Source organism: Thiorhodovibrio litoralis (assembly GCF_033954455.1).
Classification (GTDB): Bacteria; Pseudomonadota; Gammaproteobacteria; order Chromatiales; family Chromatiaceae; genus Thiorhodovibrio; species Thiorhodovibrio litoralis.
On the sequence record NZ_CP121473.1, the window covers coordinates 970,989 to 985,499 of the forward strand.

Annotated in this window: 11 protein-coding genes; 8 read left to right on the forward strand and 3 right to left on the reverse strand. The window is 62.4% G+C overall.

Annotated features, from left to right (window positions below):
* Position 1 precedes the first annotated feature (1 nt).
* From infB to Thiosp_RS04370, 6 genes are all read left to right on the forward strand, one after another.
* Positions 2-2,806 (forward strand): translation initiation factor IF-2, encoded by a 2,805-nt coding sequence (gene infB, locus Thiosp_RS04345; RefSeq protein ID WP_201063833.1) that lies wholly within the window; start codon positions 2-4, stop codon positions 2,804-2,806.
* On the forward strand, positions 2,803-3,222 hold the full coding sequence (gene rbfA / locus Thiosp_RS04350) for a 30S ribosome-binding factor RbfA (protein ID WP_201063831.1): 420 nt from the start codon (positions 2,803-2,805) through the stop codon (positions 3,220-3,222). The genes infB and rbfA overlap by 4 nt, the downstream gene beginning before the upstream one ends.
* Positions 3,223-3,248: 26 nt before the next feature.
* The gene (gene truB, locus Thiosp_RS04355; protein WP_201063827.1) at positions 3,249-4,244 is read left to right on the forward strand and encodes a tRNA pseudouridine(55) synthase TruB; all 996 of its coding nucleotides are present in this window, start codon (positions 3,249-3,251) and stop codon (positions 4,242-4,244) included.
* A 164-nt stretch (positions 4,245-4,408) separates the two neighbouring features.
* Complete coding sequence (gene rpsO, locus Thiosp_RS04360) at positions 4,409-4,678, forward strand: 30S ribosomal protein S15 (RefSeq protein WP_201063825.1); 270 nt, start codon at positions 4,409-4,411, stop codon at positions 4,676-4,678.
* A 153-nt stretch (positions 4,679-4,831) separates the two neighbouring features.
* Positions 4,832-6,940, forward strand: a complete 2,109-nt coding sequence (pnp, locus tag Thiosp_RS04365; protein ID WP_201063817.1) for a polyribonucleotide nucleotidyltransferase — start codon at positions 4,832-4,834, stop codon at positions 6,938-6,940.
* A gap of 27 nt (positions 6,941-6,967) precedes the next feature.
* Positions 6,968-8,569 (forward strand): alpha/beta hydrolase, encoded by a 1,602-nt coding sequence (locus Thiosp_RS04370; RefSeq protein ID WP_242518282.1) that lies wholly within the window; start codon positions 6,968-6,970, stop codon positions 8,567-8,569.
* A gap of 125 nt (positions 8,570-8,694) precedes the next feature.
* Here Thiosp_RS04370 and Thiosp_RS04375 read toward each other — a convergent pair whose 3' ends face one another.
* Both Thiosp_RS04375 and Thiosp_RS04380 read right to left on the reverse strand, forming a co-directional pair.
* The gene (locus Thiosp_RS04375) at positions 8,695-8,979 is read right to left on the reverse strand and encodes a PilZ domain-containing protein (protein ID WP_201063815.1); all 285 of its coding nucleotides are present in this window, start codon (positions 8,977-8,979) and stop codon (positions 8,695-8,697) included.
* Positions 8,980-9,223: 244 nt separating this feature from the next.
* The gene (locus tag Thiosp_RS04380) at positions 9,224-10,387 is read right to left on the reverse strand and encodes a hypothetical protein (RefSeq protein ID WP_201063813.1); all 1,164 of its coding nucleotides are present in this window, start codon (positions 10,385-10,387) and stop codon (positions 9,224-9,226) included.
* 547 nt (positions 10,388-10,934) lie between these two features.
* Between Thiosp_RS04380 and Thiosp_RS04385 the strand changes: the two genes are divergently transcribed.
* Positions 10,935-12,833: an AAA family ATPase gene (locus Thiosp_RS04385; protein ID WP_323696833.1), complete on the forward strand. Its 1,899-nt coding sequence runs from the start codon at positions 10,935-10,937 to the stop codon at positions 12,831-12,833.
* Between the two features lie 511 nt (positions 12,834-13,344).
* Positions 13,345-14,085 carry a putative metalloprotease CJM1_0395 family protein gene (locus tag Thiosp_RS04390; RefSeq protein ID WP_201066846.1) on the forward strand — a complete coding sequence of 247 codons (741 nt, stop codon included), beginning with the start codon at positions 13,345-13,347 and terminating at the stop codon, positions 14,083-14,085.
* Between the two features lie 72 nt (positions 14,086-14,157).
* On the opposite strand, the gene Thiosp_RS04395 is transcribed toward Thiosp_RS04390, so the two are convergent.
* Positions 14,158-14,367 carry a YjfB family protein gene (locus Thiosp_RS04395; protein ID WP_201066849.1) on the reverse strand — a complete coding sequence of 70 codons (210 nt, stop codon included), beginning with the start codon at positions 14,365-14,367 and terminating at the stop codon, positions 14,158-14,160.
* Positions 14,368-14,511: the final 144 nt, after the last annotated feature.

Here is a 14,511-nt window from a genome sequence, read left to right on the forward strand (position 1 = left end):
AATGACGAGCGAAGTCACGGTCAGACAGCTGGCCAATACAGTTGGCATCCCAGTCGAACGGCTGCTCACGCAGCTGCACGAAGCTGGCATCAGCGCGGCCGATGCCGAAGCGACCATTACCGAGCAGGAAAAAAAGCAGCTGCTTGGATTCCTGCGTCGCAGTCATGGCAGGCAGGGCGAGGAGGAAGCCGCTTCCCCGGACCGCGTCACATTGAAGCGCAAATCGCTCAGCGAGCTGCGCCAGACAACAGCGGCGCAGCGTCCGGCAGGCGGCTCGCGGCCTTCGGTCAGCGCGCGCCCTGGCGGTGCTCAGCGCAGCAGCAGCAAGACGGTCAGTGTCGAGGTCAGACGCAAGCGCACCTATGTGCGCCGCGGCGACGCCGAGGCCGAAGGCGCGGCGGTGCGTGGGACCGAGCGCCAGACGCTCGAGCAACCCGTGGGTCGGCGCCGGAGTGAAGGCCCCGATTCCGGGCGTGCCGGCGGTTCCGCAGCCGGACGTGATCCGGGTGCCGATGCGCGGCGTCGCGAGGAGCTTGAGGCGCGTCGCGCGGAGGAAGAAGCCCGGCGACTGGCCGATCGCGAAGAACTCGAACGCCAGGAGCGCGCGGCTGAGGCGCGTCGCCGCAGCGAAGATGATGAAAGGCGCAAGGCCAACGAGGAAGCGCGGCGTCTGGCTGAGGAGCAGGCCGAGCTGGCACGTCTTTCTGGCGAGTCGGATGAAGGCGCGGCATTGCCGGTCGAGGATGTCGTCACGGCTGATGAGCTCGAGACCGGAACGGTCGAGGGTCGTAGCCGCAAGGCGGGCAAGAAGGCTGGCGAGCGCGGGGATAAAGATAAGCTGGCTGAGAAGGAAAAACCGGCCAAGAAAGGCGCGCGCAAGGAAGCCGGACGGACGAAACGGGTCGAAGCCGAGGTTGAGTACGAAGAGGAAAACAGCTCCGATGACGAGGCCGTGGTCACCCGGCCTGTGGTGCGTCGCCGCAAGAAACCGGCCAAGGCGCAGCTGCAGGATAAACATGGCTTCCAGCGCCCGACGGCGCCGGTGGTGCGCGAGGTAGAGATTCCCGATACGATTTCGGTTGCTGAGCTGGCCTCGCGCATGTCGGTCAAGGCCTCACAGGTGGTCAAGGAGCTGTTTAAGCAAGGGGTGATGGTCACCATCAACCAGCTGCTCGACCGCGACACTGCGACCATCGTGGTCGAGGAGTTAGGCCACACAGCGGTCGAGGCTCAGGATGACGATGCCGAGGACACGCTTCTCGCGTACCTCGAGGCCGAGAACGAAACGGCTGAGCGCGTGCCGCGTGCCCCCGTGGTCACCATCATGGGCCATGTCGACCATGGCAAGACCTCGCTGCTCGATTACATCCGTCGCACCAAGGTGGCCGCGGGCGAAGCCGGCGGGATCACCCAGCATATCGGTGCCTACCACGTCACCTCCGAGCGCGGCACCATCTGTTTTCTCGATACCCCGGGCCATGCCGCGTTCTCGGCCATGCGCGCGCGCGGTGCCGAGGTCACGGATTTGGTCATCCTGGTGGTCGCCGCCGACGACGGTGTGATGCCGCAAACCATTGAGGCCATTCAGCATGCGCGCGCATCCAAGGTGCCGATTGTCGTGGCTGTCAATAAAATGGATAAAGCCGATGCCAATCCCGACCGGGTGATGCAGGAGCTCTCGCAGCATGAGGTCGTCGCCGAGGAATGGGGCGGCGATACCATGCTGGTGAAGGTCTCGGCCAAGAGCGGTGACGGGGTCGACGATCTGCTTGATGCGGTTCTGCTGCAGGCCGAGGTGCTGGAGCTCAATGCGCCTGTCGCCGGCTCGGTGCATGGCACCATTGTTGAGTCGAGCCTGGAGAAAGGCCGCGGCCCGGTCGCGACCGTGCTGGTGCAGTCAGGGACCCTGCGCGCTGGGGACATGATCGTCAGCGGTGCCGAGTACGGCCGCGTGCGGGCGATGTTCGACGAGCACGGCCGCAACGTGAAGGAAGCCGGCCCCTCCACGCCGGTGCAGATTCTCGGGCTTTCCGCAACGCCCAACGCCGGTGATGACGTGATGAGCGTCGCCGACGAGAAGCGCGCACGTGAGGTGGCTGAGTTGCGGACCGCGCGTGATCGCCAGACCAAGATCGATGCCCAGGGCGTGGCCAGTCTCGATGCCCTCTTTGGCCAGCTCAAGGCTGGCGAGCGCAAGTCGGTTAACCTGATTCTGAAAGCCGATGTGCAGGGTAGCCTTGAGGCGCTGAGAGACAGTCTGATCAAGCACACGAACGACGAGGTCAAGGTCAACATCATCGGCTCTGGTGTTGGTGGCTTGACCGAGTCCGACGCCAACCTGGCGGTTACCTCCAACGCCATTCTGCTCGGGTTCAATGTGCGTGCCGATGCCGCGGCGCGGCGCGTGGTCGAGGAGAAAGGCCTGGATCTGCGTTACTACTCGGTGATCTACGAACTGATCGACGATGTCAAAAAGGCCATTTCTGGTCTGCTGAGTCCCATCGTCAGCGAGGAGATCATTGGCCTGGCAACCGTGCGCGATGTGTTTCGCTCGTCGAAATTTGGCGCCGTTGCAGGTTCCATGGTGACCGAGGGCGTGGTGCGCCGCAACAGCCCGATCCGCGTACTGCGCGACAATGTCGTGGTCTACGAGGGCGCGCTCGAGTCTCTGCGCCGCTTCAAGGATGACGTGCCGGAGGTCAAGGCCGGGACCGAATGTGGCATTGGCGTGAAGAATTACAACGATGTCCAGGTTGGTGACCAGATCGAGGTGTTTGTGCGGACGGAGCGGGCGCGGGAGCTATGACGCGCGACAGCGGACGGGATTTTCAGCGCTGCGAGCGCGTTGGTGCCGAGTTGCTGCGCTCGCTCACGGTGATCCTGCGCGATCAGGTCAAGGACCCGCGGCTAGGTAATGTCACGCTCCAAGAGGTGCGGGTCAGCCGCGATCTTTCCCATGCCAAGGCCTACTTCACCTGCTTCCCGCTCGATGAGGACGCCGCGGCGCGTGAGGCGCTGCTGAACGGCCCCCTGGCGGGCTTCTTGCGCCATGAGCTCTCGCGCACCGAAAGGCTGCGGAGCATTCCGCAGTTGCACTTCGTCCATGACGAGTCGATCAACCATGGCGAGCATCTGAGCGCTTTGATCGATGAGGCAATCGCTGCAATTCCCGCCGAGCATCAGGCGCAGGCCGATGCCGAAGACTCGACCCCGCGCGCTTGAGCGCTGCATGATCCGTATCCAAACCGATGGCACGACGACGTAAACAGGGCCGCAAGGTGGCAGGAATTCTCCTGCTCGATAAGCCTTTCGGGCAGACATCCAACCACGCCCTGCAACGGGTCAAGCACCTGTATCAGGCCGCCAAGGCCGGGCATACCGGCAGCCTTGATCCGCTTGCCACCGGCCTGCTGCCCATTTGTCTTGGCCATACCACCAAGTTTTCAGGCTTTCTGCTTGATGCCGATAAGCGCTACCGGGTGCGCGTGCGCCTGGGCGAGACCACCACCACGGCCGACGCCGAGGGTGAGATTCTCGAGCGCAAGCCGACCGACGGGGTGACGGAAGCGGCTGTGCGCGCCTGTCTGGAGCCTTTTCTCGGCGATATTCAGCAACTGCCGCCCATGTACTCAGCCGTCAAGCATCAGGGCGAGCGCCTCTACAAGCTGGCGCGCGAGGGCAAAGAGGTCGAACGCCAGCCGCGGGCCATCCGCATTCATCGCTTAGAGCTTCTCGATGTGGCGCTGCCGGATATCGAGCTTGATGTGCATTGCTCCAAGGGAACCTATGTGCGCACTCTGGCAGAGGATATCGGCCATTGTCTCGGCTGCGGCGGGCATGTCATCGGCCTGCGCCGCACGGGGGTCGGACCCTATGTCGAAGGCGAAACCCGCTTCGTTACCATGGATGAGCTGCAGAATCTGGCTGGCAGTCGCGATGGCGAGCAAGACAACCAAGCCGCAAGCAGCGCAACCGACGCCGACGCCGCGGCTGAAGCCCCGTCGTTTCGCGAGCGTCTACAGGCACTCGACGCCCTGCTGCTGTCACTCGACACCACGCTCGGGCATTGTCCGGCGTTGCGCTTGTCCGCTGACGCGGCCTTTTATCTGGCCCAAGGGCAGCCTGTGCTGGTACCACAGGCGCCAACCGACGGCATGGTGCGCCTCTATGATCAGTCCGACCAGTTTCTGGGAGTGGGCAGTATCCTTGAGGATGGCCGGGTACAGCCAAAGCGTCTGGTATAAATTTCCAGGAACGTTTTCATTGAGGGACGCAAGCCTTAAACTGCAAGCCGATTTTGATGACTGAATCATCTGCGTCCGGCCGGTTTTCCTGAAGTCATTGTTGGGAAAACGGCAGGTGCTGCAAGGCCCTGAGGTCGGTTATTCAACCCGATAGGAGACAAACAATGACAATGACCGCAGAAGACAAAAGCCAGATCATCGCCGAGCATGCGCGCGGCACCAACGACACCGGCTCGCCCGAGGTGCAGGTGGCGCTGCTCACGGGGCGCATCAAGCAGTTGACCGAGCACTTCAATGAGCACAAGCACGATCATCACTCGCGTCGCGGTTTGGTGCGAATGGTCAATTCTCGGCGCAAGCTGCTGGATTATCTCAAAAGAAAGGATATCGACCGCTACCGGGCCCTGATTCAGAAGCTCGGCCTGCGTCGCTGATACTCTGGGGCGGCGGTGCTCGTAGCGAGCACCGCCGCCCCGGTCTTTGCCTGACGCGATCGTCGCGGCACTCGCGCATCGCGCCAGGCGCCCCAAGATTCAGCCCTGTTCAAGACCTAGCCCTCTTTTAAGACCCAGCGAGGCTTATTTCCAGTGACTCATATCACCAAGACTTTCCAATACGGGGATCAGACCGTAACGCTCGAGACCGGCGAGATCGCCCGCCAAGCCGATGGCGCGGTCATGGTCAATATGAACGACACCGTGGTCCTGGTCACGGTGGTGATCGACAAACGCGCGACTGTCGAAAAAGACTTTCTGCCGCTGACCGTCGATTATCAGGAAAAAACCTATGCCGCCGGGCGCATCCCAGGCGGCTTTTTTCGTCGTGAAGGGCGCCCGAGCGAGGCCGAGATTCTCACTTCGCGCCTGATCGACCGCCCCATCCGCCCGCTGTTCGCTGACGGCTTTGGCCGTGAGGTGCAGGTCATCGCCACGGTCAAGTCGCTCAATCCGGCGGTGAATCCAGAGGTTCCCGCACTCATCGGCGCCTCCGCTGCGCTGGCCATCTCGGGCGCGCCCTTCAATGGGCCCATCGGTGCCGCGCGTGTCGGCTATAAGAATGGGGAATATCTGCTCAATCCCGCCATGATTGGCCTGACCCCAGACAGCGATCTGGATCTGGTGGTTGCCGGTACCGAACAAGCCGTACTGATGGTGGAGTCCGAGGCGCGCGGCCTGTCCGAGGATGTCATGCTCGGCGCTGTGCTCTTTGGTCATGAGCAGATGCAGGTTGTCATCAATACCATCAAGGAACTCGCAGCCGAGGTCAACAAGCCACCGCTGGAGTGGACCCCGGCGGCGACCGATGCCGAACTGGCGCAAGCGGTTGCGGCCCAGGCCGCCGCTGGTTTGGGCGAGGCCTATCTCATCAAGGACAAGATGGAACGCTATCGCGCGCTCGATCGGGTGCGCAATGCGGTCTACGCCGAGCTTTCCGGAGAGGATGAAAAGTGGCCGCAAGCGCTGGTCTATGCCGCGCTCGAGAAGCTCGAAAAATCCATTGTGCGCGGGCGTATTCTGCGCGGCGAGCCGCGCATCGACGGCCGCGACACCAGCACCGTGCGTCCCATCAGTATTCGCACCGGCGTGCTGCCGCGCACCCACGGCTCGGCGCTCTTTACTCGTGGCGAGACCCAGGCGTTGGTGGTCACCACGCTCGGCACTGAGCGCGATTCGCAGATTATCGATGCCCTTGATGGCGAGCGGCGCGAGCCCTTCATGTTGCACTACAACTTCCCGCCCTTCTGCGTCGGCGAGACCGGCCGGGTCGGCAGCCCCAAGCGGCGCGAGATCGGCCATGGCCGTCTGGCCAAGCGCGGGGTGATGGCCGCCATGCCGAGCATCGAGGAATTTCCCTACTCAGTGCGGGTGGTCTCGGAGATTACCGAGTCCAACGGTTCCAGTTCCATGGCCAGCGTCTGCGGCACCAGTCTGTCCCTGATGGATGCCGGGGTGCCGGTGAAAGGCTCGGTGGCTGGTGTTGCCATGGGCTTGATCAAAGAGCAGGACGAATTTGCCGTGCTGACCGACATCATGGGCGACGAGGACCATCTCGGCGACATGGACTTCAAGGTGGCCGGAACCGCCGAGGGGATTAACGCCCTGCAGATGGATATCAAGATCGAGGGCATCACCCGCGAGATCATGCAGCAGGCGCTGGCTCAGGCCAAAGATGGCCGGATGCACATTCTCGGTGAGATGAACAAGGTCATCGACCACCATCGCTCTGAGATGTCCGAGCATGCTCCGCGCATCATCGAGTTCAAAATCCATCCGGAAAAGATCCGCGACGTTATTGGTAAGGGTGGCTCCACCATCCGCGCCATCACCGAGGAAACCGGCGCCACCATCGACATCAACGACGATGGCGTGGTCAAAATCTTCTCGGTGCAGAAGTCCGCTGGCGAAGAGGCGAAAAAGCGCGTCCGCCTGATCACCGCTGATGTCGAAGTCGGCAAGATCTACGAGGGCAAGGTCGCACGCCTGATGGACTTCGGCGCCTTTGTCACCATCCTGCCCGGACGCGATGGTCTGGTACATATCTCCCAGATTTGCGAGGAGCGGGTGCAGAGCGTTAGCGACAAGCTCTCAGAGGGCGACCATGTGCGGGTCAAGGTGCTGGAGGTCGATAAGCAAGGCCGCATTCGTCTCAGCATGAAGGCGCTGAGCGATGAGGAACGCGCCGCTCCAGTCGCCTAGCCAAGCGGGCTTGCGGTGACTTCGGAGTTGACCGCGGCGGCCGTCGCCGGGCCTGTGCCCGAGCGGCCGCGCTGGCGTGCCTGGCACTGGTTACCGCTGGTGCTAGGGCTTGTCGCGCTCTTCTACGGCGGTTCGACCTTGCTGAATATGGCAGCCGGGGTGGAGGTTTCCCGGCAGCAGGTTGGCGATTTGCCGCTGGCTGTCTATCGGCCGCGCGCCGTGGTCGCCACTCCTGCGGTGGTGATTGCGCACGGCTTCGCCGGCTCGCATCAGCTAATGCGCTCTTTCGCGCTGAACCTGGCGCGCAACGGATATTTCGCCGCTAGCTTCGACTTCCCCGGCCATGGACGCCACCGCGCCCCGCTGGGCGGCAGTCTTGGTTCACCGGAGCGCATGGCGTCTTTGCTCGAGGCCCTGACCGAGGCCGTCGCTTTCGCGCAGCGCCAGAATCCCGGTGCCGAACTGGCCCTCCTCGGGCATTCCATGGCCGGGGACATCTTGGTGCGCTATGCCACCACCCATCCGGCGGTGAAGGCCATCGTCGCGGTCTCGCCCTACCTGTCCGAGCCCATAGACGCCGAATTCACGCCCAATCTGCTGTTCCTCTACGGCGCGCTCGAGCCTGAGATGATTCATCAGCAGGGCTCTGAAGCCGTGGCGGAAGTGGCCGGCACCGAGGTTCAGTTGGACACGACCTACGGCGACCCGTTAGCAGGTGGCGCGCGCCGTTTGGTCATGGCCGACGGCGTCGAGCACATCAGTGTGCTTTTCAATGGGCAAGCACAGCGCGAGGCGCTCGATTGGCTGGATGCGAGCTTCGCTCGGCGCGCGCCTGATCAACCGCCGGCGCGGGGCATTCTCACCGCGGGCGCGGGTCTGGCCTGGCTCTATGCCGGTCTGTGTCTGCTGGCCTGGCCGCTCTCGTTGCTGTTACCGCCGCTGGCGAGTCGCCCGCTCGGCGCGGGCTTGAGGTGGAACAAGCTGGCCATTGTCGGCCTCGCTCCGGCGGTTTCTACCCCTGTGCTCTTATGGCCGCTGCCGAGCGACTTTCTGCCGCTGCTGATCGGGGATTACCTGGCGCTGCATTTTTTGGTGTACGGCCTGCTGGCTTGGGGTGCGTTGGCGCTGGTTGGCGCACTGCCCGATGCTCCTCCCGGCTGGTCGAATAGGCCACACGGGTCAAGGGCGAGCGGGCCACTCGTGCTAGTTTTGGGTGCGGCCGCCTGGCTGATCTATGCGGTTGTCGCATTCGGTTGGCCCACGGACATTTTTGTCGCGAGCTTTTTCCCGCCGCTGGCGCGTTGGCCGAGCTTCCTCGCGCTGTTCCTTGGCAGCGTGATCTACGCCAGCGCAGATGCCTGGCTGGTGCATGGTCAGGGTGGTGCCCGCGGTGCCGGGGTCTTTACCCGCGTGCTGTTCTTGCTGTCGCTGGTGCTCGCCGTGGCGCTCAACCTGAACGAGCTGTTCTTTCTGGTGATTATTGTCCCGGCAATCCTGCTGCTCTTCATCGTCTACGGCTGGCTGGATTTTCTCTCCTACCGCAGGACCTGGCAGCCACTGCTGGGAGCAGCCGCCAGCGCGCTGGTCTTTGCCTTGACTGTCACGGCCACCTTCCCGGTCGTGGCCTGAGCCGTTTCGTGGTGGGCCTGCTGATGCGAAAGGCATTGCGGTTTTAACCGCAATGCCCGATCGCTGAGCGATGTTTCGCTCATGCTGCGGCCTGCCCCCCTGTCAAAGCCGCGCTTTGACTGGAGCTAACCTTCGAACTCGAAGGCCACCAGTTTGCCTTCTTCGCCGTCGGTGATGCGCACGACATGACCGTGCCTGGTCAGCGGCTCGATGCTCTCCGTGGCGCCGCGCACGACGAAATCGAGTTTGTCGCCGGCGGCAAGCGTCATGTCGGCGTAGAAGCTGCAGCCTCCAGCGCTGAGATCAACCAATTTGACATCCACCGTCTTTTGGTTTCCGAGATGAGTGACGCTGGCACTGGTTTCCGTTGAAAGGCGCATGAAGCCGCGACGGTCGTCTTCTTGCATCATGGAGCTGTCCTCTGTTTCGAATCGACGCAACCAGATTCGGCACATGCCGACCTGGGACCAAAGCTTGGGTTCAGGCCAGGGCGACGGTGCGTCCATCGCCCTAGCTGGCGCCAATGATACCCGCAAACCGGTATTCAGGGGCAGTGAAGAGCACGGATTTTGTGCGCGAGAGCGCGATGGCGAGCCGTGCAACCGGGGCGGATGAGGGAGCAGCGTGAAAAAACCGAAGGGCGGTGCCAGGAAATCAGACAGCGAGGTCGATTTGCTGGATGGTGCCGGGCGCGCCACGCTCGGACAGGAACACGCCGGATGAACGGATTTGCCCGAGCAAGGCGTTGTCCTGGTCTTTTAGCTCAAACGGGGTGGTGATATTGCCCAGGTAAATGGCACCAACGCCGCGCTCGCCGAGTCCGACGAGTTGATCCTTTCCATCTGCGGTCTTGGACCAGATGCGCAGGTTTTGATACACGCTGTCGTTTTCATCGATCCAGTTATTCCCGTCATCGTCGTACTCGGCCAGCTCGGCGAAGCCCTCGCCAGTGGCGGGACCGAAGAGTTCGGAGCCATCGTTGACCTTGCCATCCTTGTTGCGATCAAGCGCGAGAAAGCCGCTGTCGGGGCCGACAAAGGCAATCTGGTCCGAACGGCCGTCGGAGTCGATGTCGAATTCAAAACGCGTGGTGGTCAGCTCGGCCGCATTGCCGCCAAAATTGAGCACCAGCGGGTCTTTGACCTGGGCATCGCCGGCGCGAATGCTGACGGATTGCTCGCGCAGGAATTCGCGGCTCATGTTCAGTTCCACGGAAATGTCGATGGTTTTGCCGTCAGCCGTGGTGACTTGTCCTTGCGCAGAGAAGCTGGTGGATTCGGATTCGTAGTGGCGCTCGTAGGAGTCGTACTCGATGCCAAAGCCAGCGCTCTGGTTCTCACTGTCGTTAGCCGGCTGGGCAGTGGCTTGGGCGTGAATGCTGTTGAGTTCGGCAGCGGTGGCCTCGGCCTTACCCCTGGCTTCTTCCATCTTCTTGGTAAATTCGCCAGGGGGGGCCAGTTTCAGCTTCTTGCCGGTCATGGACTCGATCATCTTCTTGAGCAGCGAGAGCTTTAGCTCGTCTTTGTTGCTCATTTGGGTTTCGTCGACGTCGCCTGATGCTTTTGCGCCAGAGGCTTTTGCACCGGATGCGGGGGCAAAGGCTTTTTTCGGTTGCGTGGCCTGCGCGCGCAGCGACAGTTCAAGGGTATCGGCCCGAGCCTGAGCGAGTGCCTGACCAGCGGCGCTAGCGTTGGTGTTGACGTTGGCGTTGTTATTCGGGCGATCGCCCACCCACATGTTCAGCCGTTCGTGGCTTTCGTGTTCCTTGACTGCTTTATGCTGGCTTTGCAGCAGCATGTCCGAGCTGGCAATTTTCATCGGTGGATTACTCCGGGTCCGACTGGTGTCAAAAAAGACGCCCGCGGCAGCGCGCGTGCATGCGCCGCGGCGGCACTTGACTCTATGGTTGGGTTAACGGGCCGGGGAGGTGAAAATTGAGCTTGGCTTGCGGCAAAGCGCTGCCAAAGGGGCGTGGTGGATGTGTCGATGATGCATCGACCGACTCTGGCGCGATCGACCTTAATGCGACTGACCTTGGCACGACTGGCCTTGGCGCGACTGACCTTGTCAGATCGGGAGCGATCTGATGGCCGGGGCCGGGGCCTTGTTGATTGGGGTATAGTGGTGGGGCGCCGAGAGTAGGGATGGTGGGATACTGGCGCCTGGTTGGCGTTTTCACGGCCGAGCTCATTGTGTCCGCCCAGCCATCAGCTGCCTTGGCGTTGGTGTTTTTTGTCCCGGCTTTCATGGTTCTTGTTCAACTGCTTTATTGCGCGCATCAGGTTGTGTTTTTAGTCTGCTGCATCATCGGCTTGGAGAGGTCCAGGAGGTTCGCTTGTGATGCGCGTCCCTTCGGCTTGCTGTTATGTCGCTGACACCTGAGTGCCTTGAGCAACTCGGTCTGCACACCGAGCCATTCGGCCCGGTGCCGGAGGATTCCGCGCTCTACCGCGACGCGCTGCTCGATGGCTTCAGTGAGCTGGCCTTGCGCGCCTTGGCTGAACCCAGTGTCATGCTGGTGCTGGCGGGCGCTGGCGGTGTGGGACGTAGCACGCAGCTACAGCAAATCCTGAGCTTGCTGGCCGACGACGTCGAGCTGATTGCTTTCCGTGCCCGACCCAATGTGGGTTTCGAGGCCGTCGATGCCACCTTGAGGTTTCATCTCAGTCAACTCGGCAGCGAGGATGCGAGTGCCTCGCTGCTGCATCTCCTCGGCGAGCGTCTGCGTGCCGGGCGGGTGCTGCTGCTGGCAATTGATGATGCGCATCTGCTTGCGGCGTCGGTCTTGGAGCATCTTTTGTCGTTGCGGCGGCAGTTGCTCGAACGCCTTGGCACGACCGCACGCTTCTTTCTGGTGGGTGACCCTCCGTTCGCCGCCAATCCGCTGCCGGGCCTGGATGCCGAGGCCGATGCCCAGGTGCTGAGACTGCATCTGCGGGCGTTCAACCGTGAGCAGACCCTCGCCTACATGCGCCATCGCCTGCTGACGGCCGGGCATCCGCGGCCTGACGCGCTGCTGAAGCGCGAGCTTATTGATCGCCTGCAAAGAAGCAGCAGCGGCTTGCCGAAATACTTGAACGCCCTGGCGGAGGACTGGCTGGAGGAGTCCTGCGATCACAACGCATCTTTCGCCGAGACGCCTTCTGACCCGCTGCCGGGTGAGGCCCAGTCCGCGCGCTCCGTGGCTTCCCAGGTGGCGTCGTCCGCGCCGCCCGGTGATGCAATGGTCTCGGCAATGACCGCGCTGGAAGCATTGCGCAATAAGTCGAGCCAGGCGCTGGAAGCAGCGGAACAGGATGCAGGACGCGATGATGGCAGCCAGTCCAACTCGCCCGCTGGCAAGAACGGGTCTACAGCCGGCCGCGGGCGCTCGGGCAAGCATGGCAATAAGTCCAAGGGGCGCGCAAAACCGCAAGCGACAGCTGCCGGCAAAGCAGTCCCAGTGTGGAACCGGCCTTGGTTTGTTCCCGGAGTCGCTGTTTTTAGTCTATTCGCGATTTTGCTGCCGCTGATCTGGCAGCTACCGAGCTCGGATGGAGCCAGTTCCCCGACGCGCCCGCGGGATGTGACGAATGCGCAGCGCCCGCAGCGAGCACCGCTCGCCCCCGGTGTGCCGCAGGTGGCACCCCAGGTCCCGGCACCCGAATCAGCGCGGCTGAAACGACGGGAATTGCAAGTTCCCGCGATTGTGCCTGGCGATTCAGTCGCGGCGGACTCGGCGCCAGCGGATGCGACAACGACCGCAGCCGCGGCGGGTTCAGCGCCTGGCGCCCCGTCCACGGGGCCCGGGGATGGAGATGGGGATGGGGATGGGGATGGGGATGGCGAAGGGCAGTCCGCGGCGGAATTGGCAGCGGTAGGTGCGGCGCCGGAAGATTCTCCAGATGCTTCGCCAAATGGCTCAATGGAGTCCGGAACGCAGGAGACGGGCGCAGAGCAGGGCACTCGAGAGACCTCAGCGGCTGGCGAGCGCGACCTCGATCGTGACTGGATTCTGAAGCAGTCAGGTGAGCATTTCACCATTCAACTGACGGCCGCGCGTTCGCTTGCTGCGGCGAGACAACATGTCCAGGGGGGCGGGAATTTGGATGTCCGCTTTGTGCCGACGCGAAGTAAATCGCAGGATTTTGTCGTTGTACTCGCGGGGGCTTATCCCACGCGCGCCGATGCCGAACGGGCGCTTGAAAAACTTCCAGCGGCGCTGCGCGAGCAGGGCTACTGGATTCGCTCTGTCGCCTCGGTGCGCCAGTCGTTGCGCCAATAGGCAAGTCCTGCGGGGGCACCGCATAGATTAGTTTTCGTCGTGGTCCGGGTGCAGCTTGGCAAGGGCGGAATTCGCCCTCAAGTCTTAGCGCCACTGGCCGTTACCTCCATTCCTGCCGGATTTTATCTGGGCGGCAGCTTATCCGGGCTGCAGCTTATCCGGGATTCCGCTGCGGGCAGGGTTTGAGGAATTTTTTCTCGATTGTTTTTCACCAAATAAGAGATTCTTGTTCAGCGACATGCAGATCGGCTCCGCAACGCATCCTTCCAATCCAGTGTTTCCAGCTCTGTCTGGCGGCACTGGTGTGCGTGCCGGTCAGCGAGGGCCCTTGGCTGCGCCGTCGCAGCCACCCTGGGGTCAGCCTGCCGGTCCTGGTCAGGCTCCGCTGGTTGAATCTGCTGCTCCCAATACAGCCGTTTCGGACCCTAGATCGCCGAATCCTGGCTTTCTAAACCCGACGTTCCCCAATTCAGCGTTTCGGGCAGCGGAGTCAGGTGCTGCGCTAGGAAAAATGACGGCGCTGAATCAAGCCGCCGCCCGTTTGGCGCCGCAGGGTGCCCCGCCTGAAGGTGGGCCAGGCAGCCAAGCTGAAGTCCAAATCGGCTTGAATGGGGCGCAGAATGGGGCGCAGGCAGAGGAGTCCGATGACGCCGGAAACGCGGAAGCAGGCGAGGGTGAGTCCGACGGCGAGCGCATGGGCGAGGATGAAAAGAAATCCGCGCAAGATCTCACCCCCGATGAGCAGCGCGAGGTGAGCGATTTGCGCCAGCGCGATATGGAAGTGCGCGCGCATGAGCAGGCGCATGTGGCCGCAGGCGGGCGCTATGTGACCAAGGCGCCGAGCTATGACTACGAATCAGGACCTGACGGCAATCGTTATGCCGTCGGCGGTGAGGTGTCCATCGATACCTCGCCGGTGCCTGGGGATCCTACCGCTACCAAGGAAAAAGCGCAGGTTATCCGCCGCGCTGCGCTGGCACCAGCAGAACCCTCGACGCAGGATCAGCGCGTTGCTTCTCAGGCGCGGAGGATGGAAGCGCAGGCGCGCGGAGAGATGCTGCAGGAAAATCAGGGCGAGCTGTCCGATGCGCTCGCGAAGGTTGGAGAGCCAATCGAGGGTGATGGCAGTGTCGGGGATGCAGGCAGCGAGGCCGCAACGGCTGCGCCGATGGATGGCGGTTCACGCCTGCAGCAGCGGGTTTCAGGCTTCTTTGCGGCGTCACCGAGCCTCGGTTTGAGCCAGTTCGCCTGAGAATATCTTCGCCTGCGCCTGAGAACTCCCCGCTGCTGAGGCCTTAGCTGCTGAGACCTTTGAGTCGACCCGTTAGGCCGTCACATTGATGTTGCCGCCGATATTGTCCGGCAATGCGGTGGCTTGCGGGCTTTCGGCGATGCTCTCGATCAAGGCGGCCGCGCCCTGCACCTGTGCATCCAGTGCCATGTTCAACACGCTGATGTCGACAGCTTCGTTGGTCTGGGAATTGTTGGCATTGGTCGCCAGGCTTGCGATTCCTGCGACTGAAGAAACATCCATCGGTAGCTCCCTCCGGTTTGCAATGCGCGCCAGGCATGACCCCGCGCGCTGGCGCATTTTGCGGTTTGAGTGGAAGAAAATTCCTTTTCTGACTATAGTTTAGCTGATTGCTGGTGGAGTAGTCACGACGCTTTGTCCCGCTGG